17 protein-coding genes are annotated in these 26,309 nt (G+C 52.2%); 3 read left to right on the top strand and 14 right to left on the bottom strand.

What is annotated here, in order from left to right:
• Positions 1-70: 70 nt before the first annotated feature.
• The gene (locus tag BUE76_RS06670) at positions 71-1,810 is read right to left on the bottom strand and encodes a RagB/SusD family nutrient uptake outer membrane protein (RefSeq protein ID WP_073040632.1); all 1,740 of its coding nucleotides are present in this window, start codon (positions 1,808-1,810) and stop codon (positions 71-73) included.
• A 20-nt stretch (positions 1,811-1,830) separates the two neighbouring features.
• Complete coding sequence (locus tag BUE76_RS06665) at positions 1,831-5,034, bottom strand: SusC/RagA family TonB-linked outer membrane protein (protein ID WP_073040634.1); 3,204 nt, start codon at positions 5,032-5,034, stop codon at positions 1,831-1,833.
• Positions 5,035-5,646: 612 nt separating this feature from the next.
• Here BUE76_RS06665 and BUE76_RS06660 point away from each other — a divergent pair.
• The 3 genes from BUE76_RS06660 (at position 5,647) to BUE76_RS06650 (ending at position 9,602) form a co-directional block, all read left to right on the top strand.
• Positions 5,647-6,204, top strand: a complete 558-nt coding sequence (locus tag BUE76_RS06660) for a gluconate 2-dehydrogenase subunit 3 family protein (protein ID WP_083596374.1) — start codon at positions 5,647-5,649, stop codon at positions 6,202-6,204.
• 52 nt (positions 6,205-6,256) lie between these two features.
• On the top strand, positions 6,257-7,966 hold the full coding sequence (locus BUE76_RS06655) for a GMC oxidoreductase (protein WP_073040637.1): 1,710 nt from the start codon (positions 6,257-6,259) through the stop codon (positions 7,964-7,966).
• A 295-nt stretch (positions 7,967-8,261) separates the two neighbouring features.
• Positions 8,262-9,602, top strand: coding sequence for a D-arabinono-1,4-lactone oxidase (locus tag BUE76_RS06650; RefSeq protein ID WP_073040639.1), 1,341 nt, complete (start codon positions 8,262-8,264; stop codon positions 9,600-9,602).
• A 217-nt stretch (positions 9,603-9,819) separates the two neighbouring features.
• On the opposite strand, the gene BUE76_RS06645 is transcribed toward BUE76_RS06650, so the two are convergent.
• From BUE76_RS06645 to eboC, 12 genes are all read right to left on the bottom strand, one after another.
• Entirely contained in the window at positions 9,820-10,683 is an 864-nt protein-coding gene (locus BUE76_RS06645) for an alpha/beta hydrolase (RefSeq protein WP_073040641.1), read from the bottom strand.
• Positions 10,684-10,910: 227 nt separating this feature from the next.
• Positions 10,911-12,449 (bottom strand): carboxylesterase/lipase family protein, encoded by a 1,539-nt coding sequence (locus BUE76_RS06640; protein WP_073040643.1) that lies wholly within the window; start codon positions 12,447-12,449, stop codon positions 10,911-10,913.
• 90 nt (positions 12,450-12,539) lie between these two features.
• Positions 12,540-14,186, bottom strand: a complete 1,647-nt coding sequence (locus BUE76_RS06635) for a carboxylesterase/lipase family protein (protein WP_073040645.1) — start codon at positions 14,184-14,186, stop codon at positions 12,540-12,542.
• 525 nt (positions 14,187-14,711) lie between these two features.
• Positions 14,712-16,115: a sugar porter family MFS transporter gene (locus tag BUE76_RS06630; RefSeq protein ID WP_073040647.1), complete on the bottom strand. Its 1,404-nt coding sequence runs from the start codon at positions 16,113-16,115 to the stop codon at positions 14,712-14,714.
• 55 nt (positions 16,116-16,170) lie between these two features.
• On the bottom strand, positions 16,171-16,395 hold the full coding sequence (locus BUE76_RS06625) for a hypothetical protein (RefSeq protein WP_073040649.1): 225 nt from the start codon (positions 16,393-16,395) through the stop codon (positions 16,171-16,173).
• A gap of 22 nt (positions 16,396-16,417) precedes the next feature.
• Positions 16,418-16,738, bottom strand: coding sequence for a Dabb family protein (locus BUE76_RS06620; protein WP_073040651.1), 321 nt, complete (start codon positions 16,736-16,738; stop codon positions 16,418-16,420).
• A 293-nt stretch (positions 16,739-17,031) separates the two neighbouring features.
• Positions 17,032-19,023, bottom strand: a complete 1,992-nt coding sequence (locus BUE76_RS06615; RefSeq protein WP_073040653.1) for a c-type cytochrome — start codon at positions 19,021-19,023, stop codon at positions 17,032-17,034.
• A gap of 15 nt (positions 19,024-19,038) precedes the next feature.
• Positions 19,039-20,877 carry a 3-keto-disaccharide hydrolase gene (locus BUE76_RS06610; protein ID WP_073040655.1) on the bottom strand — a complete coding sequence of 613 codons (1,839 nt, stop codon included), beginning with the start codon at positions 20,875-20,877 and terminating at the stop codon, positions 19,039-19,041.
• Positions 20,878-20,970: 93 nt separating this feature from the next.
• On the bottom strand, positions 20,971-22,320 hold the full coding sequence (locus BUE76_RS06605; protein ID WP_073040657.1) for an alkaline phosphatase family protein: 1,350 nt from the start codon (positions 22,318-22,320) through the stop codon (positions 20,971-20,973).
• Between the two features lie 228 nt (positions 22,321-22,548).
• Positions 22,549-23,754: a metabolite traffic protein EboE gene (gene eboE / locus BUE76_RS06595; protein ID WP_073040661.1), complete on the bottom strand. Its 1,206-nt coding sequence runs from the start codon at positions 23,752-23,754 to the stop codon at positions 22,549-22,551.
• Between the two features lie 333 nt (positions 23,755-24,087).
• Entirely contained in the window at positions 24,088-25,242 is a 1,155-nt protein-coding gene (locus tag BUE76_RS06590; protein WP_073040663.1) for a 3-dehydroquinate synthase, read from the bottom strand.
• Between the two features lie 71 nt (positions 25,243-25,313).
• Positions 25,314-26,243, bottom strand: a complete 930-nt coding sequence (eboC, locus tag BUE76_RS06585) for a UbiA-like protein EboC (protein WP_245798308.1) — start codon at positions 26,241-26,243, stop codon at positions 25,314-25,316.
• Positions 26,244-26,309: the final 66 nt, after the last annotated feature.

The raw sequence follows: 26,309 nt of genomic DNA, 5'->3' as shown, positions 1-26,309 counted from the left end.
ATTCATCTACTAAATAAAAAGCGCCACCCGGAGGTGGCGCTTTTTATTTGTGATAAGGACAAGGTAAAAATTAGTAACCGGGGTTTTGCTTCAGGGTAGGCTTGCCGTCCTTGATACTTTGCGAGATGGCAAAGAGCGGGATGGGCATGTATTCGCTTACACCTTTGGTAAACTTGGCGCCACCCAGTGCACTGGCACGACGTGTGGTTTCCTTGGCCAGGTAAGCGTTGTTGATCTCTGTATCGGCAATACCCCAACGCAACAGATCAAAGAAGCGGTGGCCTTCCATACCCAGTTCCAGTTTGCGCTCAAAGCGAACGGCTTTGCGGGCCTCGTCTTTGCTGGCAAAAGGAGCCGTGTACAAACCAACGGAGTAGTTGGCAGCATCAGCACCGCTGGCAAGTTTCACCGGTGAGGCAGCAGCACGGGCACGTACACGGTTGATATACTCGCGGGCCTTTTCCATGCTACCCACTTCAATCTCCGCTTCAGCAGCCATCAGCAGCACATCGGCATAACGGATGATGGTGTAGTTGAGGGCAGTGTTGTTCCAGCCCCAACCAACGGAACCACCGGTGGTACCAACATCAGCCTTTTGAAACACGTGTTTCTTGGGCGAGAAAGGACCACCATAGCTGGCCTGACGAATCCAGGCACGGCCGGGATGCAGGCCCCAGTCCAAATAAGGAATACCACGGCGACCTACAGTGTGGTCGAGGCGCGGATCCAAAGTTCCGGCATATGGGGTGAAAGCATCTGTTGAGGTCAGCGCTTCATCGCTTGTTACATCGGCATTGTCATAAGTGTCGGGCATGGGCAAACCGGCAGCACTGGTGCGGAACGAGTTTACCAGGTTCTGCGAAGGCTGGAAGAAACCGCAGCAACCAGCACCCGGCGTAGAAGGCGAGTGGGGGTAGTTGAGCGAGTTGTCGTAGTTGCCATTGGTGTTGGTACCATCGCCATACGAGAACTGGATGGCAAATACCGTTTCAGGATTGTTCTCGCTGGTAACGCGGAAATTCTCCTGGTAGGTAGTAGTGAGTGCATAGGGAACACCCTGTGCGTTTTTGCCCTGTGTTACAATCTGGTCGAACAGCGCCTTGGCTTCGGCAAACTTGTTTTGATACATGTAAACCTTGGCCAGGTAAGCGGCAGCCGCCCACTTGTTGGCGCGGCCCTTATTGGCTTTTTTCTCATCCAGCTTTTCGAATGCGAATTTAAAGTCGGCTTCAATCTGGGGCCAGATGTTTACGTAGTTGCCCGAAGCATCGGTGTTGGGTACTTTGAAGTCGGTAACCTTTTCATCGATGTACGGAATATTGCCAAACACCTTCTTGCCTTCGAAGTGGTGGTGACCGCGCAGAAACCTAGCTTCGGCCTCAGCCTGTACTTTTTCTGCATCCGTCATATCCTTTACGTTAGCAAGTACGCGCAGTACAACGTTTGCCTGGCCGATACCATCGAAAGTAGCGTTCCACTTGGTAAGCACGATGGGGTTGTTGGAAGTAACCTCATAACGCATGATGGGGTTATCGTCCACACGGTCGCTGGGCTCGGTGCCTTTGTAGGCATCGCCACCACGGATGCTACCCCACTCCCAGTTGGAAGCACCGCCTGACTGGGTGCTTTCCTGCCCGTCGAGGGTAGCATAGGTGTTAATCAACATACCGTTCAGCCCCTGCTTGTTGGTAAGCTGCTGTTCGGAATAAATACCCTGGGGCACGGGCTCCAGGAACTCGCTTTTACAGGCGTACAAACCAACGCCCATAGCTGCGGCAACCAATGAAGTTCTAAGAAATTTATGATTCATAGCACTTGAGAGTTTGAAAATTAAAAGGACACGTTAAGACCAAAAAGGAACTGCTTGGGGTTGGGAAAGCCGGAGCGGTCAACACCAATGTACAGGTCGGTACCGTTGTTGTTGATCAGGCTCAGGTCCGGATCAGCACCCTCGTATTTGGTGATGGTGAAGAGGTTTTGCGCCTGTACATATACACGTACATTTTGCAAACCGATTTTCTGGCTCAAACCGCGGGGCAGGGTATAACCCAGCTGCAGGGTTTTGGCACGCAGGTAAGAACCGTCTTCAACATAGTAAGAGTTGGACTGGGAAGTAACAAAACCACCGGGAACGTTGAACCCATCCTGGCCGGCCTGCAACACGGGCAACTTGGCATTTTGGTTTTGCGGTGTCCAGCTGTCGTACAGTACCCGCTTGCTTACACCACCTACGAAACCACGCATGTCGGTGTACCACTTGGTATAGTTGTAGATTTCGTTACCATAGTTCCAGAACAGGAACATATTGAAGTCGAAGTTCTTGTAGTTGAGGCTGAAGTTACCACCGAGGGTGAAATCAGGGTGGGGGTTGCCCAGTACGGTTACGTCATCACCGTTGATATTGCCATCTCCGTTAACATCCTTGTACATCCAGGTACCAATCTTGGCAGCCTGACCGGCCAGCTTGGGGCCTTTGTCCACATCGGCCTGGGTGTTGTAGAAACCGGTGATCTGGTAACCATAGAAGCTGGAAACAGGCAGACCATTGCGGGTGATCAACGCATTGGAGAAACGATCCAGACCCTGGAAATAAGGAGTACCCTCATTATTGAACTTGGTCATTTCGTTCTTGTAATGTGTGAAGTTCAACGACCAGTCATAGCCCAGGTCGCCGGTGATCTTGCCCCGGTTGTTGATCTGGAATTCGAAACCGCGGTTGCGCATGGTACCTACGTTGTCCAGGGGCTGGTTGGCAATAATATCCATGGAATTGCGCTGGCGGCGCACCAGCAGGTCGCGGGTATCGTTCTGATAAGCATCAAAAGTGAAGTTCCACTTACCATTCAGAATGCTCAGGTCCAGACCAATGTTTTTCGACTCGGTAGTTTCCCACTTGCTGTCGGGGTTGCCAATGTTACCGGGACGGTAACCAGTTGATGAACTGGTGTTATTACCATCAATGTCATAGTTGGTAGTACCAGGAGTCGAACTAAAGGTAGAAATGGCGTTCAGTGCACTGGCATTCGAGATCGAACCTACAGTACCCCAGCCACCACGCAGCTTCAGGTCAGATATCCAGGAGATGCCTTTCATGAAGTTCTCCTCAGAAACTCGCCAGCCCAAACCTACAGAGGGGAAGATACCATAACGGTTGTTGGGGCCAAATACAGATGCACCATCGCGACGCACGGTAGCATTGAGCAAGTATTTGCCATCGAATGCATAGTCTACACGACCAAAGAGCGAGGAGATGGTTACAATGTTATCCGCATCGGTAAACACGTTGCGGTCACCAGACTGGTTGCCTGCGCGGTTCAGGTTGATGAAGTCTGAGTTGTCGAAGTCAAAGCGCTGACCAAAGGCGCGGATCTGACGGAACTTGCGGCGGATGGCTTCAGAACCAGCCAGCACTTTCACGTCATGTACGCCACCAAATACCTTTTGGAAAGTAGCGGTGTTGGTAAAGGTCCAGTTCAGGTAACGGGAAGCCTGCTCGGTGAGCTGGGTAGTACCCTGGTTTTCGGCACGCTCATAAGTTTTGCGCGAGATGAAGCGACCAAAGTTGTCGCCGGCATCAATACCCATTGAAGTACGCAGTACCACCGATTTGATGGGCTGTAATTCGGCAAACACGTTACCAAACAAACGGATGTTTTGGTTTTTGTCGTCTTTGGAACGAACCAGGTTGGCCACGGGGTTGGTACCGTTGCCCGATTCGCCTACGCCGTTACCACCAAAGCCGCCATTGATGTCATATACAGGAATATAGGGCACCATGCGGTAGGCCTGCGACCATGCACCACCTTCACCACGCTGGTCACCACCGAGGCGGTTTTCCCAGCTTACCTGCATGTTCTCGCCAAAGCGCAACCAGGTTTTGGGTTTAAACGTAGTGTTGGCACGCGCTGTATAACGATCGTAACCGGTAAACTTAAAGGTACCCTGCTGGTTGAAATAGTTCAAACCTACAGAGTAGTTCAATTTATCAGTACCACCGTTGGCAGAAAGCTGGTGGCTTTGAATAATGCCCTTGCGGCTGATAGCATCAAACCAGTTGGTACCCTGGGGTGATGTTTTCAGGATTTGATACAGGGGATCGAGTGAGTACAGGTTGGCTGCAGCGCGGGGATCGGAAGCGGATACACCACCTTTAAAGCCGGGGCTTACAATGATGTAATCGGGAATGGCAAAAGGACCATTACCCAATGCAACGTGCTTGGTAGCACCCGTGCGGCGCAGGTACTCCATGTACTCCTGGTTGTTCAGCATTTCGGGAACCTGGCCCTTGGAAATCTCCTGAATACCCACATAAGTTTCGTAGCTAACATTGGTACGACCGGAGCGGCCCTGCTTGGTAGTAACAATGATTACACCGTTGGCAGCGCGGGTACCATAAATAGCGGTAGCAGTGGCATCTTTTAGTACCTGCATGCTCTCCACATCCTGCGGGTTGAGGATCGAAGGATCTTCGGTAGGCACTCCATCAATAACATACAGGGGGTTGTTGTTACCCGAAGACTGGAAACCGCGGATACGCACCACTGCGGGCGAACCGGGCGCACCGGTAGAAGACACGGTAACACCGGCAGCCTGGCCCTGGAGCTGTGCACCCAGGTTGGCAGCAGGCACAGATTTTACGTTCTCCATGTCCACAATGGTAACGGCACCCACAATGTCTTTTTTACGCTGGGAAGAGTAACCGGTCACCACCACTTCGTTCAGGTTCGAAGCATTGTTCTTCAGTCCTACACTGATGGTGTTCTTGTCGGCAACAGCTATTTCCTGGCTTTCAAATCCCACAAAGGAAACAACCAGTGTGGCACCTGCAGGAACGTTAAGCGAGAAAGTACCGTCCGGGTTGGTTTGGGTGGCGGTGTTGGTACCTTTAACGGTAACCGTTGCCCCCGCAATGGACTGGTTGTTGGCGTCTGTAACCTTACCTGTTACGGTTTTTTGTTGCGCAAGTGCAACAGACGAGAGGAAGGTCAGGCACACGGCGGTAAGGAACCGGCGCGTAGCTAGTCTCAATGGCATTGCAATCATTTTTTAGTTATAGCAGAATCGTTAACTCCTCACAATGTAGGAATGAAAAGTTAACAAACGTTAACAAGATGCTTATTTTTCAAAAATATTTTTTCAACACCCGACTACGCTGAAAAACGTTTAATAAGGACTGCGTTAGTCCATAAAAAATGTAAAAGAAAGGCTGGCAGCACCTGCAATCATTGCGTCAAACCGACATCAAAATTTATCTTTTGCAGAACAGCAGCAAACCTTGTCCTGAGAAAGTCTGAACCCTGGTCATTTGTTAGCAGCAAAATTCTGTTTGCATTGATAGAGTCTGGAAGAAATAACTGCTCTATTGAAGTGCTGCACCTAATATAAAATATACCGCAGTTCAAGATAAGGGCGCTAACAAGAAAGCCCTCGACGCCATTGTGAAACTATGCGTGCAGGCTCCGCATGGAAACCTTTTAAACTAATGGAATTCTAAAAATGGAGTTAAAGAAAAGCATAGAAATACCAATAAAGTGGTATTATATTATTCAATGCTTCGCATTTTTTCACCCTCCTTTCATTTACTGCTTCCTGTTAATGGGGGCATTGGCCCGCAGTGCCTATCTTCATCCTGCTTAAACAAGCCATATGAGTATTAGTCGCCGCACTGCATTGAAACAATTCCTGATCGTAGCCGGAGGCGTAGTGCTGCTGCCTTCCTGTATGCAAAAAGGAGATACAAAAGCAGCAACATCCTTCAAGCACCTGAAACTTTCATCAGGCGAGGAACAACTGCTTTCCGAACTGGCAGAAACCATTATTCCTGCCACCAACACGCCGGGCGCAAAGGATTTGAAGGTGGACCAGTTTGCCCTCCGCATGCTGGACGACTGCCACAGTCCCGAAGACCAGCAGGCTTTTGAAAAAGGGCTGCAGGCATTTGAACAATTCAGCAAAAAGCAGCAGCAGAAAAGCTTTACCGAACTGACGCCGGCACAACGTACCGCGCTGTTGCAGCAAATAGAAAGCAAGAAAGAGGTGCCTGAAGCGGTTACCCAATTTTACAACAAGATGAAAGGACTTACCATCCAGGGTTATATGAGTTCGCAGCACTTTCTCACCAAGGTACAGGTGTACGAACTGGTACCTGGCCGTTACCGTGGCTGCGTACCGCTGCCGCAGGAAGCAAGAGCAAAAACCGTGTAAGCTTTCCCCTTTTACAAGCCAACCATTCCCTTCACTTCAAACCCGTACTGCCATGGGCACTACTGCAGATAGCACCAAGAACCGTACTTATGACGCCATTGTCATCGGGTCGGGTATTTCGGGCGGCTGGGCCGCCAAAGAGTTGTGTGAGAAAGGCCTTAAAACCCTCGTGCTGGAACGTGGCCGCGATGTAAAGCACCTTACCGACTATCCTACCACCAACAATATGCCCTGGGAGTTTGCACACCGCGGGCAGATACCATACGAGGTGCAACAGGCCAACCCGGTGGTGAGCAAGTGTTATGCATTTAAAGAAGACGCGCAACATTTCTTCTGCAAGGACGAAGAGCATCCGTATGTTCAGGAAAAACCATTTGACTGGATACGCGGTTACCAGGTAGGTGGCAAAAGCCTGCTGTGGGCCCGTCAAACCCAGCGCTGGAGCGAATTTGACTTTGAAGGCCCGGCACGTGACGGCTTTGCCGTTGACTGGCCGATCCGTTATAAGGACATTGCACCCTGGTACAGCTACGTGGAAAAATTTGCCGGCATCAGCGGCAATAAGGATGGCATCCCACAGCTTCCGGATGGCGAGTTTCTGCCTGCATTGGAGATGAACTGCGTAGAAAAATATTTTATTCAGAACGTAGCCAAAAACTACAACGACCGCCAGGTGATTTATGGCCGTTGCGCACACCTTACACAGCCGCAACCGGTACACCTGCAACAGGGTCGGGCACAGTGCCAAAAGCGCGACCTCTGCCAGCGCGGCTGCCCCTTTGGCGGCTATTTCAGCAGCAATGCCACCACCATACCCTGGGCGCTGAAAACAGGCAATATGACCCTGCGCCCACACTCCGTTGTACACTCCATTTTGTACGACGAACAAAAAGGCAAGGCCGTAGGTGTGCGGGTAATTGACGATACCACCAAAGACGCCATTGACTTTTATGCACGCATCATTTTTGTTAATGCGGCAGCCCTCAATACCAACCTGATCCTGCTCAATTCCACATCGAAGCGCTTTCCCAACGGCCTGGGCAACGACAGTGGTGTACTGGGTAAATATGTTGCCTTCCACAACTACCGGGCACGCGTTAGCGGCGTACACGAAGGCCACCTGGACAGCACCACCGACGGACGGCGTCCTACCAGCGGTTACATTCCCCGCTTCCGCAACGTGCACAAGCAGGAAACAGATTTTCTGCGCGGCTATGCTGCAGGCTTCGGCGCCAACCGCAGTACCTACCAGAACCGCGACGGCTTTGGTGCTTCTCTTAAAGAAAATCTGGCGAAGAAAGAATATGGTCCCTGGCGTGTGGGCTCGCATATGATGGGCGAAACCATTCCGAAGGAGTCGAACTACGTGGCGCTGGACGGCACGAAGAAAGATGCATGGGATATTCCACAATTGAAGATCTCCATGGATTACGACGACAACGACGAAAAGATGGTAAAAGACTACCAGGAGCAGATGACGGAAATGTTTACCAAGGCAGGATTCAAAGAGATCGAATTCAGCGATTCGAAACAGGCACCCGGTCTGGACATCCACGAAATGGGCGGCGCCCGCATGGGCCGCGACCCGAAAACATCCATACTTAACGGTTTCAACCAGATGCATGCCGTGCCCAACGTGTTTGTAACCGATGGCGCCTGTATGACCTCTACATCTACACAGAACCCTTCGCTTACCTACATGGCTTTTACTGCCCGCGCGGTGGACTATGCCGTTCAGGAAATGAAGAAGGGGAATATATAAGTTAGGATTTGATATTGGAATTGAAAGGCAGCACTGCGGTGTTGCCTTTTTTGTTGGGGGATAGGAACGCGGATTGAACGGATGAAACGGATAGAAACGGATGAAGCACATTATGGACCTTTTAATATATGCTCTTTGTGTCATCCGCTCCTCTGCGGTCTCCGCGTGAAACAACACTGCAAGGAAATCAGCTGTTTGATAGAGAATTTTTTACTTTACCAACACAAGCCTTCCGAACTTGCACCCATTCCTGGTGCAGCAAGGATAGCTCCTACCGATTGTTCAACCTGCCACCATGGATAAAAGAACCTTTATCAAAACCACCGCAACGCTGATGAGCGCACCCATAGTAGCACCGCTGGCCTCCTGGATACCCGATACCAAGCTCACCAACTGGGCGGGCAACCTGCAATACAGCACCAACCGCCTGCATACACCCAATGCTATTACTGCCGTGCAGGAAGCAGTTAAGAAACACGCCCATATCAAGGCACTTGGCTCCAGGCATTGTTTCAACACCATTGCCGACAGCAGCCACAACCTTTTATCGCAACAGGAACTGGACAAGATACTGCACCTCGATCGCGAAGCCCGAACCGTGCAGGTACATGGCGCCATCCGCTATGGACAATTGGCCGAGTACCTGCACCGCGAAGGTTTTGCTGTGCACAATCTTGCCTCGCTGCCGCATATATCCGTTGCAGGCGCCATTACTACAGCCACACATGGTTCGGGTATGCGCAACGGAAACCTGGCAACATCCGTTGCTGCCATTGAGCTTATTGCGGCAGATGGCACCATCCACACGCTGTCGCGGCAAAAAGATGGCGAACAGTTTTTGGGCGCGGTAGTCGGATTGGGCGCACTGGGCGTGATCACGAAAGTTACCCTTGATATGGTACCCACTTTCGAGGTGCGGCAAACAGTGTATACCGACCTGCCTTTTAAACAATTCCAGCGGAATGCAACCGCCATCTTAGGTGCGGGTTACAGTGTAAGCCTGTTCACCGACTGGAGTGCGCCTGCATTCAACGAAGTATGGATCAAAAGCCTAGTTGACGAAAAGCCATTTTCCATAGCACCTGAATTCTATGGCAGCAAGGCGGCCACCCGCAACCTCCACCCTATCGCCATCATGCCTGCAGAAAACTGCACCGACCAGATGGGCGTACCCGGCCCCTGGCATGAGCGTTTGCCGCATTTTAAAATGGGTTTTACACCCAGCAGCGGCAAGGAACTGCAATCCGAATATTTTGTCCCCATCGAACAGGGCGCAATGGCGGTAATGGCCGTGGCACAATTGAGCAAAGCCGTCAACCCCCACATCCTTACTTCGGAGATCCGCACCATTGCCGCCGACAATCTTTGGCTGAGCCCACAATACGGCCAGGATACTTTGGCCATACATTTCACCTGGCAACAGGATTGGCCCGCAGTAAAGAAAGTGCTGCCCCAAATTGAAGCGGCACTAAAACCTTTTGCCGTAAGGCCGCATTGGGGTAAGCTGTTTACCATGGAGCCGGCACAACTGCAAGCGCTTTACCCCAAGATGCAGGATTTCAAAATGCTGGTAAAACAGTATGACCCAAAGGGTAAATTCCGCAATGAGTTTCTGGCTACTAACCTTGGGATATGATATTAGTTTAAGAAATACAAGCTGCTGCACCAGGAGCTGTCATGACGAACTTGTTTCGGCATCTCCTTGTATCACCAGGTGTTCCGATAAATGCAGGGGATGCCGAAACAAGTTCGGCATGACAACTTCGTGAAACCAATGCGCACCTACATTTATCCAATCCATTAAGATAAAAAGGGGCTAACCAGCCCCTTTCTGTTTTGCGACACTTACTTAACTACAACACCTTATTTGCCTTGAGCACTTTTGAAAAATACAGCACGTGAAAAGGCAGTGAATTCTCCCAATAGTCCCAGGTGTGGCCACCGGGCCGTTCTGTATAATCATGAACCGTTTTGTTGTACACCAGCCTGCGGTGCAATTCGCGGTTGGGTTCGATCAGAAAATCATCCACACCGCAATCAATCACCAAGGGCAGTGCGTTCTTTTTCATTTGCTCGGCCAGGTTCACCACCGAGTTCTGGTAATATACGGGTGCATTGGTTTCCATGGGCCCAAGCAGGCTTTCGAACCGGGTTTGCACACTTTTCAAGAAGTCAGCATTGATGCGCCAGTTGCTCCAGTTCATATCCACAGCACCACTCATGCTGCCGGCTGCGCAAAACAGTTGTGGGTTGCGGGTGGCCAGGTACAGTGCGCCATGACCGCCCATCGACAAGCCAGTGATCACCCTGCCCTTTTTATCGGCAACCGTTCGATAGGTAGCATCGATCTTACCAATTACCTCTTTGGTGATATAAGTTTCAAACTGGTGTTCGGGTTTGTTGGGTGCATCCAAATACCAGCCAAAGGTTTCGCCCTCGGGCATTACGATGATGATGCCGTACTGGTCGGCGAGGCGGTGCACCAAGGTCTTGTCAGGTGTGGAAGTGAGCCAGTCGCGGAAATGGCCTCCACCACCATGCAGCAGGTAAAGCACGGGGAACTTTGCCGCCTTGTTTTTGGCATATGTATCGGGCAGCACCACGGCAGCCTTGTAGTTTTGCTTCATGGCTGCACTGGGCACATCCAGCGAATCGGTTTGTGCGGCATGCACCAAGCTGGCTGCAAGGATCAGGAAAAGGGAAAATAAGTTGCGCATTGTGTTTCTTTTAAGTTGGGCTACATCTAACAGGTCTTTTACACCCAATCCCAAGTCGTAGAATATTGATGATTGCAGTGACGGAGTACCTGCATAAAAAAGGGGGTGCCGAAACAAGTTCGGCATGACAAGCTTCCGATAAATGCAACCACCACTTTTACCCCACTAAAATCATCATATTACCTTGTAGTGTTCAGGTGTAAAGCACCCGTCAGGTGATCGAAATTTTATTTAATCAGTTCATACAAAAAGGCCAGCCTATCGGCATCCGGCAATACAGTCGCCTCCTGCGTTGCACCCAACAGCATCACCTGCTTGTTGGCTACATGATAAGCAGGCCACTGCGGTAGTCCTGCACTATTTGGATTTCCGGTTTTGATAAAGTTGATCCAGTACGAAGACATGGTGGCAGCCAGCTGCCGGTCGGCAGCCTCCCATGGCCGGTCTACAAACTTCAAGTTGTTGTAGGCATAAGGCACTTCGCCGGTGTGAAAGGCGCCGTACTTTTTGTATGCACCAGTGGCGGGCACCTTGCGGGTAAAGCGGTACAGGTATACCGGCAACCCTTGTGCATCCTGCATATTGGCCCAGGTAAAACCGTGGGCACCAAACACCTGGTCGCGGCCCCAGTCGTACTGCGACTGCTCCGCCACGGCGTCATCCGTGGCGGGGTAATGTTGTAAAAAGGCTGCCGCTTTTGCACCCTGCTGCTCTTCGATCTGCTGCCGGTAGGCATCGGCTTTTTTGAGCGGCCCGGGCAGGAAGCCTTCATCTTCATTCCAGCCGGTGAGCAGGGCCACTTTGTTTTGCTTTGCCTGTGCAAAAATGTTGACGATGGCATCGGGCAGCACATAACCATCAACAATGGGCCTGCGGAAACCCTGCGCCTTTTGCATCAGCTCCTCGGCGGGCACATTGCGCAGTTCCGTAATGCTGCTGGCACCCAGGGTTTGCATATTGCTCATCCCCTGCTTTTCGGCTTCGGCCAGTTGCATCCAGTTGTGCGAAAACAAGCCGCCGCTTTGTGCAATGGCCTTGTTGAATAAACCTTTTGCCAAAGGCGATGCCACCAGGCAGTTCACACTCATGGCACCTGCCGATTGCCCCGCAATAGTAACGTTGGCCGGGTCGCCACCAAAGGCGGCAATATTTTGCTGCACCCATTTCAACGCAGCTACCTGGTCCATCAGGCCATAGTTGCCCGAAGCACCTACACCCGATTCTTTGGTGAGCTCGGGGTGGGCAAAAAATCCAAAGACACCAACGCGGTAGTTGAACGAAACAAATACAACGCCCTGCCTGGCCAATGCTTCGCCATCATAAATGGGTACACTGCCACCGCCGCTGTTAAACCCGCCACCATAGATCCATACCAGCACGGGGCGTTTGTCACGGTTGCTTTTGGCACCCGTCCAAACATTGAGGTAGAGACAATCTTCACTGATGGGTCCTGCCGCCGGAATCAGAAACTCCGCCGACCACATGCTGAACGGTGCGGGCTTGCCCTGTATGGGACTGGCTCCAAAATCGGTACAGGCCCGCACACCACTCCAGGCAGCTGCCGGCTGCGGCGCTTTCCACCGCAGCGCACCAACAGGCGGTGTAGCAAAGGGAACGCCCTTGAAGCTGACCACCGCCTTATCGGCAGCCAATACACCGGAAACGAACCCTGAGGCCGTTTTTACCGGCTTTCCACCCAAAGGCTGCTGAGCCCTGGCAAAAACAGCAAAGAGGCAGCAAAGGGCCCAGAAATGCGTTTTAAGCATGGTTTATTGCATTGGTTGATATAAAGCTGCAAACCATTAGCTACAAGCTTCAAGAACTTGCAGGTTGTAGCTAATGGCTTGCAGCTCCCATTACATCGGTTTCGCTGTCACAATATCCAGCAACTCCTTGTCGGGGTGGCTGCGCACTTCATTCTTTACATCAAACAGCATGGTAGCACCACCGGCCTCGGTATAGGCAGGCCATTTGGGCAGGCCCTTGTAATTGGGGTTGCCGGTGCGGGCAAAATTGATCCAGGCGCCGCTCATCTGGTCGGCGAGGGTATAGGCTTCCTTGCCGCCACCAGTCATTTCTTCGCAGCGCTGAATGTTGTTGAATACAAAGGGCAGTTCCATACAGTGCATGGCCTTGTAGCGGCCATCATTCACAGGGCTTTGCCAGTTGAACAGGTACATATAAACAGGCGCCTTGCCCAATGCAGCTTTGCTGTTGCCATGCTTTACCGCGCCGGGACGGAAGGCAAAGTCGATATCGGTGTACTGGAACGGCTGGGTGGTATTGGGATAAGCCTTTTTCACAGCCATCATATAGGCATCAGCTTTATCGGCATACCGCTTCTTCAGGTTTTCTTTTATGGCATCCATGGTCAGGTCGCCGCCGCTGGGAGCAAAAGCGGTGAACTCATTCTTGGTAGTGCCTACCAGCATGGGTACATCGGCGGAAAGCTGCAAGGCTTCTGCACTCGAAGGCTGGTATGGCAGGAAGTCGCCATCCTGCACAGGACCCCAACCAAGGTTTGCTGTGCGGCCTTCAGCCCGCAAGGCTGCATTTACTTTTTGCTGCGCCTTCTTGCCTGCAGCCAGCAGTTTTTCGTAAGGAACATTTTTCAGCGAATCTACCTGCGCAGGTTGTAAACCCAGTTCTTCCAACAGGGCTGCGCCTACTTTCTGCGTCATCTCTTTTGTGGGGATGCCGTTCATCAGGTAGCTGCCGCTTTGTACAATGGCTTTGTGGAAATACCCTTTGGCAGCAGGTGCACTCATCAGGGTGGTTACCTTGCCGCCGCCACCCGACTGGCCGAAGATGGTTACGTTGTTGGGATCACCCCCAAACTGCGCGATATTATCCTTCACCCAATGCAGGGCTGCCAGCGCATCGAGCATGCCCACGTTTGCGGAAGCCTTGTATTTGTCGCCGAAAGCCGACAGGTCGAGGTGACCCAAAATATTGAGACGGTGGTTGATGGATACTACCACCACATCGCCTTTTTTAGCCAGCGCTTCCCCATCATAGGAAGGCAGCTCAATTGAAGAACCTGCAGTAAAGCCGCCGCCATGCAGCCACACCATCACCGGGCGTTTTTTACTATCGTTGATACCCGCACTCCACACGTTCAGCACCTGGCAGTTTTCATTGCTGAAACCCCAGTTGTGGTTGAAAGGAAATTCGATTTCGTCGTTCACCTGTGTGGTTACATCTGTAGGACAAACAGGCCCATAACTAAAGGCTGTGCGCACATTGGTCCACTCCGCAGGTTTGGTAGGTGGCATAAAGCGTTCCGCCTTGGCATACGGGATACCCTTGTAGGTAAAAATGCCGTTGTGTACATACCCACGGAGCTTGCCAAAAGAGGTTTGCACCACGGCAACATCTTTACCGGCAACAAGGGCAGGCTTATCGCTCTTCAAATTAACAGCAGTGGCACTGTTGCCCTGGGCCATCACCAGCACAGGAGCAGCCAGGCAAAGCCCCAGCAGGATGCGACGATTGAATTTCATGACAAGTCGATTGGGTTTATGGGAAAGGTTGGGAGATAGAGGCAGCCGCAGTATGCATGAAGGCAAATAGCGGCATGTGCGCTATTACAGCAGTTGAAAGCAAGGCAATCAGGGGCATTCATGGCAAACGGCCGTACGCTTCATTGCGTCAGGCAGACACAAGTTAAGGTTTGGGCAGGATGGCACCAAAGAAAAAATCAAGGAGTGGGGAAAGGGGTAGCTGCAAGCTTTTAGCTAAAGCTGCAAGGCTTCAATAATTGCCGATTTCTTTTTCAGAAGAAAAAGGATGTCTCAAAAGGTTTTTAATGGCGCTGAGAATCGCATAATTGAAAATAGACTTCATCACCTACGCGAATAAGAAGAGGCTGCCCCAAACTTTTGAGACAGCCTCTTCTTTTCAATATCCAGCCGAATCTCTTATTAAACAATAGACTGCAAATGCTATTGGAGGTAAAAGGCTTGCAGCTTGTAACTATAAGCTTGCAGCTAATGACTTGCAGCTTGTAGCTAATAGCTTGCAGCTCCCTAATGCAATACCAGTTTTTGCTCCAACTCTTCCAACGATTCTCCTTTTGTTTCCGGCATCTTTGTGAGCACCCATACCAGCTGCAAAAACATCATAAAGGCAAAGAAAGCAAAGATGGGCCAGGGATTGTCTTTGAAAATGCCTTCATCCGCATCGAGGAATACCGGTGTGATCAGCGTGATCAGTGCGGCAAAAACCCAGTGGGTACTGGCGCCAAAGCTCTGGCCCATAGCCCGCACTTTGTTGGGAAAGATCTCAGAAATAAACACCCAGATTACCGCACCCTGCCCGATGGCGTGAGCCGCAATAAAAATCAGCAGGTTGGCCAGCAGGAAACCAGCGCCGGCTTTTGCATAAAAGGCATAGGCCACCAGCGACAAGCTAAGGATATATCCGAAAGAGCCAATCAACATCAGGGTGCGGCGGCCCAGTTTATCTATGAGGTAAAGTCCCACAAACGTGAACACCAGGTTGGTACCGCCAATGGCAATCGAATTGAACAAACTATCCTTTGCTGCAAGGCCTGCACGCTCCAGGATTTCAGGGGCGTAGTACAGGATAAAATTGATACCTGATGCCTGGTTGAAAAATGCAATCCAGAAAGCCAGCCAGATCACCTTGTTGTACTTGGCACTAAAGAACTGCGAGGGTTTGCCCATTGCGGCTTCCTGCCGGTTATTGGCTTCAATGGTAGCGATTTCCGATTCGGCATCGGCCACGCCCAACTGGGTTAAAATCTTCTTTGCCCCGGCACGGTCGTTTTTATCAGACAGCAACCAGCGCGGGCTTTCGGGAATACCAAACACCAGTGCGGAATAAATCAGCGAAGGAATGGCCAGCACACCCAGCATATAACGCCAGTCGTTTTCACCCCCTACCCCTTCCAGGAAGTAGTTGGAAAGGAAAGCCACCAGGATGCCGAATACGATATTGAACTGGTACAGGGCACCCAACCGGCCACGCGTGGCTGGTGTGGCAATTTCGGAGATATACGTTGGGGCCGCAACCGACGACACACCAATACCCAAACCACCTAAGAACCGGAAGAAAGAAAACGTGTAGGGATCAGGCGCAAAGGCTGTTCCGAATGCAGAAAGCGTGAAGAGGATACCTACCCAGATCAGCGTCTTCTTACGGCCAAATTGTTGCGTGGGCCAGCCACCAAAGATGGCACCTACTACCGTACCCCACAGGGCCATCGACATGATAAAGAAACCATGAAACCAGGGCGAGGTTTGCCATAGCTCCTTGATGGGCAGGTTGGCACCCGATATCACCACGGTGTCAAAACCAAAGATGAAACCGGCAAGGGCTGCGGTTAAGGAAATCCGCATCACATAAGCCGAAGCGCCACCTGAAGAAACAGGCGGCTGCACACCGGGGTTGTTCTGAACTACTTGCATAAAAAAAGGTTTGAAGGAATGGTGCGGTTTCAATAGCAGCAAGACAAAAGTTTCATTAAGGTAAAACTTCATCCTGGTCGGGCTCCTTACGCAGGCGGCTCCAGGCACGGAAATGTTCAAATACCCGCACCAGGAATAAGAGCAGGATCACGGCCCGGAAGCCGATCCGCATCGTATCCCGCTCATTAAGGAGTGATACCAAAACAAGGATGGCCGCCACGAGGTAAACGACGCCCCAGATGAGGCGGCCTCTTGCCTTTTTATTATTGGTTGTAGCCATAACGAAAGAAAGGGCAAGACCCTTACCCAATGGTATTTTCAGATTCCGAATCGTAGATCAATACGCGGTCCCACAGGTGCTGGCACTCATCCACAAACTTTTTATGGATATCGCTTTGCGGCACCTGGTAGGCTTCATGTCCTTCGAAATCATCAAACACGGTGAGCAGTGAATAAGAGTAACTACGCTCGATGATGGGCCGATCGGTAGCGGCAGGCTTGCCTATATCGCCAAACTTTACCGAAGGAATGGTGAGCAGGGAACGCACACCGTTTTCAAATTGTTGGATATCGGCCTCACTCAGGCCTTCCTTAAGCCAGAAAAATACGTGGTGAACAAACATGGCAATCGCGCAGGGGTTGGTTTTAAAATAAATGCATGGCCCTGTGGGCAAACAGCCACCCAAAATAGGTAAATATCCTGTTGGGTGAACAGCACAACATAAATGGCAAAATAAAAGCGCCTGTCGGCAGAACAGGCGCTTGTTGAGAAATTCTTGAAGGTTTCTAAAAACCTCCAAGGATTGGCATTGGTTGCCTGTTGCAAAAAAACCTATAAGGTTTTAAAAACCTTATAGGTTTGGCGGAGGGTAACACCTAACAGGTTTTTAAAACCTGTTAGGTGTAGCAACAAAACTTATTTCAGCGAGTTGATCCAACGGGCGATCTTCTCCGCTTCAGCCTTGGGCACCTGTGGCATGGGCGGCATGGGCGTAGCGTAGTCGGGCCAGTTTTGCGGCTGCGGGTTGTAAATCAGCTGCACGATCTTTTCCACGCTGTACTTCCTTTTAGCTACATCCTTATAGGCGGGTCCTACCTGCTTTTTATCGGCATTGTGACAGGCCAGGCAGGTATTTTTTGCCAGCAAAGGTTTTACCTCGGCATAGGTAGGGGCCGTTACTTTTTGTGCGGTAGGCTTGGCGGCACTACGGTTTGCCGGGTCATCGGGCGACTTCAGCGGCGCAGCGGTAGTCTTCTGCGGAGCGGTCTTTGCAGGTGCCTTTGCAGGTGTGGTCTGCTTGGGGCTCTTCGCCGAGTTCTTGGTGCTGATACCGGTGCCGGTCAACCTTTCCCCTTCGGGAATATTGTTCAGGGTATAATAAGCCATGGGATGCACCAGCGAATAAGAGCCTTCCTGTGCACGCACGCCATCGAGGCGGATGTGGTGGATATAGGAAGGACGCAGGCCATCCACGATGATGCGGGCCTTCATGCCGTCTTCTGAAACCTTTACGCCTTTGATATCATGCCCCCTGGTATTTACCGTTGGAGAGCCATAAACAGGATGATACTTGTACAGGAAGCTTTCTACATTGTAAGAAGCAATATCCTCTGCCGAAGCTTTATCTACCGGCTTGGTAAATTCAATTTCGAAACCATCGGGCATGGCACGTACGGCACGCATTTCGAAGGGCAGCTTGCCGTTCCATATCAGGCGTTGCAGGCCCTGGTTGGCATCACCTGCCGAACCCCAGCCGCGGTTGGTTTCACCCACGAACAGCGAACCGTCGGGGCTCCAGGCCATCCGCAGCACACCGCTCTGGAAGCCGGCGCGGAAATCGAAGGCAGCACCCTGGTATTCACCATTCACCTTTTCCATAAATACCCGCATGATCTTGCTCTGGCCCTGGTCGCCGATGAGCAACTGGCCGGCAAAAGGACCAAAAGTATTATCCGGGATAGGCAGGATCTCCGAGTTGGAAATACCGTAGATGCCATGTGGCAGCCATACGGCAGGCGTTTGTATCATCGGGAATTCCTTCTTCATTTCGGCGATGGTCACAAACTTTTCATTCTGGATATTTTCCGGTTTGATGGCACGGCCATTGGCGTCCTTGTTGCGGCGCTCGTCTACCTTGGCGCGAAATTGCGCCTCGGTAAGCGTCACCGGTGAACCGGGCATCTGGCTCCAGCGCAGGCCTGCAGGGTGCCCCATGAAGGAACCCTTTTTCACATGCACAATGCCACCCGAGCCCAACCAGTCGCCCTGGTTGTCGGCGTAAAACAGCTCGCCATCGATCATACCCAGTCCGGCAGGAGAACGTACACCGGTTGCCCAGGGCTGCATTTGTCCTTCGGGAGTGATGCGCATCACCCAGCCACGCCAGGGCACGCGGCTCTCACCCCGGTACCATTCTTCATCGCCAAAGGCTACGTTGCCCGACACAAAGAAGGAACCATCAGGCGCCACCTTGGGACCAAAGCTATACTCGTGGTAGTGACCCGACAGCGGCCACTGGTACACGGTTTCAATTACATCGGCCTTGCCGTCCTTGTTGGTATCGGTTAGCTTGGTGAGCTCGCCGCGTTGTGCGCAGTACAGCGAACCATCTTTATAGGCCAGGCCCAGCACTTCGTGCAGACCCGAAGCAAACTTGCGGAAATAAGGCCTTGCAGAGGTGGGGTTTTCAACAATAAAAACATCACCGCGGCGGGTGGCCACACCCAGGTTGCCGTTGGGCATTACCGTGAGGCCACCTACTTCGAGGATGGTGCCTTCGGGGGCGGAAAGACGGGCAATACGGAAGAAGTCTTCTTCCTTTGGCGACTCCTGTGCGCCGCCGTTCAGGGCCAGCGCAGCCAGCGAACAGAGCGCCGCTGCACGTTTGATCAACTGTATATAGTTCATGACAATTTTCGTTGGTTAGTACAAAATGGTGTAAGTGAGCTTACCTTTTACCGGCACGATCAGTTCCTTACCGTTGCTGTTGTTGCGGATGGCAGCAGCAGCACCACCGGCATCGTCAATACGCAGGTAATAGGCCTTTCCATCAACCAGGTACAGGTTATTGCCTGCTTGCTCGATGTTGTTGCCGGTTGCCAGTCGCGCATGGAGGTTGGCAGGGGTGTTTTCCACGGTGATGGTACGAGTCAGGCCTTGTCCATCGGCAGTAACCCGGAAGGCGTCCTGCACCTTTCCGCCAAAAATTTCGTAGCGGAACGTGGGCTGGTCATCGGCATCCAGCACATAGCCCTTGGGACGGAACGCACTGCCTACGGTATCGGCAGGCCAGTCGGTGCCGGTGAGGGCGGCAAGGGTAAAGGCAGGTTTGCCAAAATACTGCACCGCACCACGGGGACGCGAAGAGCCATCGCCCCGGTCGTGCCACATGGGCGTGGCATCAACAAAATCGCCGCGCCACAGCTGCACCATGGTACCATAGTCCATATCGTAGGTAAAATGCAGGCCTTTGTTGCTGCCTACATTGATGGCATGTACCACGCGGTAGCGGCCGGGCAGGTCAACAAAAGATCGCAGGATGGTATTCTGCTGTGCGTCCAGCAGGATGGGGTCCACCACATCGCCGCCGGTACTGCTGTTGGCATCCGAAGCAATGTATTCGCGTACACCGGGACCGGAGATGCGCAGGCCCAGGTTGGCACGTTCCCAATCCTGGAATTTGGAATAAATCATTTCAAAAGGCAGATCGCCGGCAGGCAGTTCCACGCTGCCCCTGCCCTGCCGCTCGGACACAGGCACCACCACCTTGTTGTTGATGCGCAAGCCACCACCGCCACCGGGTACATTCAGGGCAAAATTGTAGGTGCCGGGCTTTGCAACTTTAATGGTACCGGTATAGCGGATCAGGTACTCGTTGTCGAGGTCCGATACACTTGCCGACAGGGCATTGGCAGCACCCGTGCTGGCTTGAGCAAGCGATGCATAGCTGGCAGGCTCGGCCTGATACTTACCCTTGTATACGCTGTATTTAAGGTTGCTGATCTGCGGTCGGGGGTTATCGAACTGGGTGAGCTTGATGTTGCGGAAAGCCACCGCACCATGGTCGCCCTGTATGCGGATGGGGCCCTGGGGCACTTCGTTGTTCTCCATCGCGCCACGGGTAGGGCCGCTCAGCTCCACGTTCTCGTGGATGGTCACACCATTGAGCTGAAGGGAGAGAATGCGGGCATTTTCAACCTTTTTACCCGAAGCATCAAAGCGGGGCGCCTGGAACGAAATACGCATTTTCTGCCACAGGCCCGGTGCCTTACTCACGTTCTGGCGGGGTGCATGACCTTCGTAGCCTTTCTGGCCATCAGGTTTACTGTCGTCCCAGCGTTCGTAAATGCCCCCATTGTCGCCGGCATAAGGATGCAGCTTGCCCCAGGAGTCGAACAGCTGTATTTCGTAGCGGCCCTGCAGGTACAGCCCGCTGTTGGAACCCTTGGCCATCAGGTACTCAAATTCCACATCGGCGTCGCCGTGTACCAGGTTGGTAAACAGGTCCTGGCCATGTTCTTTGTCGGTAGGCATATTTACCAGCACACCGCTGCCGGAAGCTGTTTTCAGCGTGTTGGCAGCAGCGAGGTCGGCCTGCACATCGCCTGCAATGCGCCAGGTTTTGGAAGCAGGCTTAAAGGGCGAGAGGTCCTGGAGGGGCAGCGAATCCTGGCTGTTGGCCTGCTGCAACCCCAAACCCGTACTCAGCAACAATGCAAGAGCGGCATGCCTGCTCCCGGCATTCTTTGTTGAAGATTTCATACAACTAATTAGTGTTATAAAAAGAGAACTGTTTACTGTTTCATAGATCTTCCATCGCTCTGAGAGATGGAAGATCTGGGTCTTCTAAATTACTCAATCCTGCAGGTGTTGCCAGATAATGTCATACACATCGGTGGCCTGCAGGTTTGCCTTTTGTGCGCCATCGGTTATCAGTATCGGGTGAAATCCTTTACCCGCTGCCAGCGATCCATGTGATCCTTTCACCAGCGCAGCATCCAGCGGGATCACATCCATCACATAACGAAATCCCGCTTTTTTGCGGAGCAGTTTATACCCGGCACGTGCCTTCGAAGTCATGAACAACTCCACGGGATCATAACCCGGTTTTTTATGGATATCTACCACCCGTGCATAGTCGGGTGCCACGGCATCATCGAGCCAGAAATAATAGGTGAACCAGCTGTGTTCATCGGCCATCAGCACCAGGTCGCCCGAACGCTCATGATCGATGTGATAAGCTTTTTGTTCTTCCTTGTTCAATACCAGCTGCACGCCGGGTTGCTTTTCCACCAGCGCCCGCACTTTTTGCAACACTGATGGATCGTTGCAATAGATATGCGCCACCTGGTGATCGGCAACACAGAAAGCGCGGGAAGCACCTGCATCCAGCAGTTCCAGCCCGCGTTCTACCCGGATACCGAGCAATCCTTCCTGCCGCAGCAGGCGGTTGATGTGTATGGGTCGGTCCACCTGCGTGATGCCGTATTCCGATAACAAAATAATGCGGGCACCAGTTGTGCTGTAATGATCTACCAGCCTTTTCACTACGCCATCCACCTCGCGGAGGTCCTTGCCTATTTTGCCCGTATCTGGACCAAATTTCTGCAGGCAGTAATCCAGGTGGGGCAGGTAAATGAGCGTAAGCGTGGGATTGTATTTCTTATCCGTATATACCGATGCATCGGCAATCCACTGGGTGGAAGTGATATCGGCGCCGGGCCCCCAGAACTTGAATAAAGGAAACTGGCCCAGCTCCTGTTGCAACTCATCGCGCAGGGAAGCGGGATGGCTGTAACAATCGGGCATCTTGCGGCCATCGGCCAGGTAGTTGGGACGGGGCGTTACCGCGTAATCGGCGCTGGAGTACATATTGTACCACCAGAACATCTTGGAGCAGGTAAAGGTGGGATCGATGGCTTTGGCACGTTCCCATATTTTTTCCGCGTGTACCAGTTTATTGGACTGTTTCCAGAACTTGATCTCGCAGTCCTCGTGGTCGTACCAGCCGTTGCCCACCACGCCATGGGTGGACGGCCACTGGCCCGTGATATAGGTGCTTTGCACCGAAGTGGTAACCGCAGGCAGCATGGGCACAATGGTAGCCAGTTGCCTGTCTTTGAGGTATGCCTGTAAAAAGGGCGTGTGTTCGCCAATGAGTGCGGACGACAGGCCTACAATATCAATAACTACCGTTTTTTGCATGGGCGTGAATCGACAAAGGTGAATGGTCAATGGTCAATAACTCCTCTTTCCGCTGCGCGGCACCCTTCACCTCCGATGGCAGCCCTGCGCAGAGGGAGAGACAAGAAAAAAAGGAATTTAGTACCAATAAGGCACGGAATATCTTTTGCCACAAAGACACAAAGGCGCAAAGAAAACACAAAGAAATCTTCGTGCTCCTTTGGGACTTAGTGGCTTGGTGGCCCAAAATCAGGAATTGATTTTACCCAGCACCCACTCCAGTTCGCGCACAATGGAGTCGATGATGGGCAGCTTCAGGTCTTCGGCCAGCACATCCCAGGTATAGGTTTCCACTTCCAGGTGGGTGGCAAAAGGCTGCTGCTTGTGCAGCTCCAGCACCCGTTCAATATCGGGCTGGGTGGAATGCAGGATGCCGTACTCGGCAGCAAAAAGCGGCACATGGTAATGGGCACGCCATTCGGTAGCAGCATCCTGGTTGGCAGCAAGCGCTTCGGGCAGGTCGCGGAACCGCACCAGGCTGCCATCTTCTTGGCGGGCAATTACCTGGTGGAGGTACACCGGCTCGTTGAAGCGGGCAAATGCATCCAGTACCGTTTTAAGTTCGGCAGCATCGGCAGGCAATTCCCTGCGCAGGGCAGCGCTCACCTGTATCTTGCCGGTGCGGATGCCTTCCTGCTCCATCTCCCTGAGCACCGCTTCATAATCTTCAAAACCGATGGCGAAATGACAGATATCAAAGCACAGGCGCACATGCTCGCGCAGGGCAGCATCGGCGGCTGCGGCATCAAGGCCCAATTCTTTTTGCAAAAACGGAACACCCAGCGGCAGCAGGTATTGTTTGAACCAGTTGATAAACTCGGGACCTGTTTCCATCATGCCATCGGGCTCGGGCTCCAGGTCGATATGAATGAGAACACCGTTTTTTTGTTTGATACCAACAAGTGCCGCAACTACCCGCAACAGGTTGTGGGTGCCTTTCTCAAACACCGCTGCATACTTGTTTGCTTCATGCCAGTAGCGGTAAGAAAGCGGGTTGGTGGAAATGCTGCCCTCCTCACCTGCCGGCAGCAGTTGCGCCAGTATTTCGGCAAGGCGGATGGTGTAGGCTACCCGGTCTTCGGTGAGCCAGTCGGGGGTATGCACATCGGCCTTTACCACCGTGTGGTGAAAACCGCCATAGGGAAAGCCGTTCATGGTAAACACATAACAGCCTTCCTGCTGCAGCCATGCCTTGAATGCATCCAGCATGCCGGCATCCTGCAGGTCGAGCGATGCCTTGTTGGCCAGGCGCAAACCAATGCCAAAAGGTGCACCGGGACATAGGCGCTTTTTGATGGCAGGCACATGTTGCTGCAGTTGTGCAAAATGGCCGGCCCAGTCTTCGCCGGGATGAATATTGGTGCAATAGCTCAGGTGTCCGTAAGGTGTGTGCATGATGACCTTCCCGTATTGATTTTGGTTTATTAGTTCGTTTTGTGGCGAAGCCCATAGGGCTTTAATATGAATAGCCGACAGAGTACTTGCAGAACAGTATTGATGCAGTCAACAACTCAATCCTTATTATTGATCGGTTCTAAATTATAGCAGTGACTGCCATGCCGAACTCGTTTCGGCATCCCCTTATTTTAAAAGGGCCTATGTTTCAGGAGGAGATGCTGAAACAAGTTCAGCATGACAAACCTCCGAAGGTTGCAACCGACTTTCATTTTGTGCCCGTAATTAGCAGTGCCTACATAAATATGAAACACAAAGGACAACAAGCTTCTTTTAAGCCGCCACTGCCTGCTGCAACAACGCACTCGCCTGTTGTAGCAAACCATTATCAAGTTCGTGTACCTCTTCACCTTTGCCAATGGCTACCAGCAGCATGATGGTGAGGCGGCCGCCCAGGTGTTCGCGGAATTCATTAAGCCCGGCAATCACGGAACTGTGCTCGTCATTGATCTCCATCAGGGGATGCGTAATGGCAAAGCCAAGATTTTGCAGTAGGGCAATGATGCGGTGGTAGCTCTCTTCATCCAGCCTGCCTGATACCAGGGAGTAGGCGCTGTCCAGCGCAATACCCATGGCTACGGCCTCACCGTGGCGGATGCTGAAATTGGTAAGGGTTTCCAGTTTGTGCGCACTCCAGTGCCCAAAATCGAGGGGGCGGGAAGAGCCCATTTCAAAAGGGTCACCGCCGGCAATATGCTGCATGTGCAGTTCGGCACAACGCTTTACGAGGTACTGCATGGCAGGCATATCGCGCTTCGCCAGCTTGGCGGCGTTGGCTTCCATCCATTCAAAGAAAGGCGCGTCCTTGATCAGGGCCACCTTCACGGCTTCCGACATACCGGAACGCCAGTCTGCATCGCTGAGTGTGGTGAGGAAATGGTAGTCGTTGAACACGGCCACGGGCGGCGCAAATGTGCCGAGAAAGTTCTTTTTACCAAACCAGTTGATTCCGTTTTTCACCCCGATACCCGAGTCGTTTTGCGATAGTACGGTGGTGGGGATGCGGATGAGGCGGATACCCCGGTGCGAAACGGCCGCGGCATAACCCACCAGGTCGAGCAGGGAACCACCGCCAATAGCTACAATGTAAGAGTGCCGGTCGATGCCATAGGCATTCACTGCTTCTACAATGCTATCGAAAAGGGCGATATCGTTCTTGGCGCCCTCGCCGCCCTCAATCACCATCATTTCGGGTACCAGTTTGTAGCCTTCAATGGCATCGGCATAATCGCGGATTTGCTGCTGCAATTCAGGATGTGCCGCAACAACACCTTTATCCAATACAAAAAGCAGTTTGCGGGCAACGGCACTTTTTTGCGCCCCCAAAAAATCACGGAAAGCAGGATTGGACGGCGCAAACAGGTGCTCCGTAAAAGCTACTTTATATTCAAAACGCACCTGGAACGTTTGCTGCAGGAATTCGGTCATAAGGAAAAACTAATGGGATCAGGAAATGCGGCCTTGCCGCAAAGCGGTGCGAAAGGTAGTAAAAACAAGGATCAGGTTACGGCAAAAGCTTTTGCTAAAAATAGGGAGAGCGGCAGGAGCAGTACCATACCTACTGCAAGTTGGGGCGCACCAAAGGCCGCCGCCCAGGCCGCATTCATCAGGATCAGCGACAACACACCGGCTTTAACCGCCTTGCCGATATTCGGACCTGTAGGATTTGCATTAGCCCGGAAGAGGGGAACAGCGTTCATAATACCAAAAAGCACCAGGAAAATACTGGTAGCAACAAGGGTATCATTGATCCAGCTATGGATGGCAATGGCTGCCATCACCAGGACATAAAGCAAAGCAGCCCATTTCAGGGTGCTGGCTTTCCCGCCATGCACTTCGCCCCTGCTGATCATGGTGATGGCAGCAATAAATACAATGGGCACAAGTGCCAGGTACCAATAATGCAGCACAGCTTCGGGTACCAGGCTCATACCCAGCAAGAGGTTGAGTCCACGGCAAAGCCCCATATTGACGGGACCAAAAATATCCTGGTGCTTGCCCCAGCCATCGTACAAGAGGGCCGCACCTGCAGTAGCCAGCGCCAGCCAGAAAGAAAGGGAAAAGAACTGCGGCCAGTGTACAAAGCCTGCAGCAACAATGCCCACCAGCAGCAAACCCATGCCCCAGGCACTTGCTGCTCCCTTGCTGATCAGTCCGCTGGGAATGGGCCTTTCGGGGCGCTCCACCGCATCCAGTTCAGCGTCAAACACATCGTTCATCACCACACCGCCGCCGTAAAGGCCCTTGGTAGCTACCACCAGCAGCAATACCGGCAAAAGCCACTCGTAGCGGCCAAACATAGCAAGCGTGATGGCGCCTGCTGCGGGTAGGGCATAAAAGGCAATGGCCACTCCGGCAAGAATGTCGGAAATGGCCGTAACAATATTGGCGGGTCTGGCAAGACGGAGCAAGCCTATAAGCTTTTTCAAATCAGGCGAATTAAAAAGTTGCCGGTTACCAGTTGCCGGGTCAGGCAACCGGCAAGAAAAAATGAA

The organism is Cnuella takakiae (genome assembly GCF_001953305.1).
Classification (GTDB): domain Bacteria; phylum Bacteroidota; class Bacteroidia; order Chitinophagales; family Chitinophagaceae; genus Flavisolibacter; species Flavisolibacter takakiae.
This window is presented reverse-complemented; position numbering and strand designations above follow the sequence as displayed.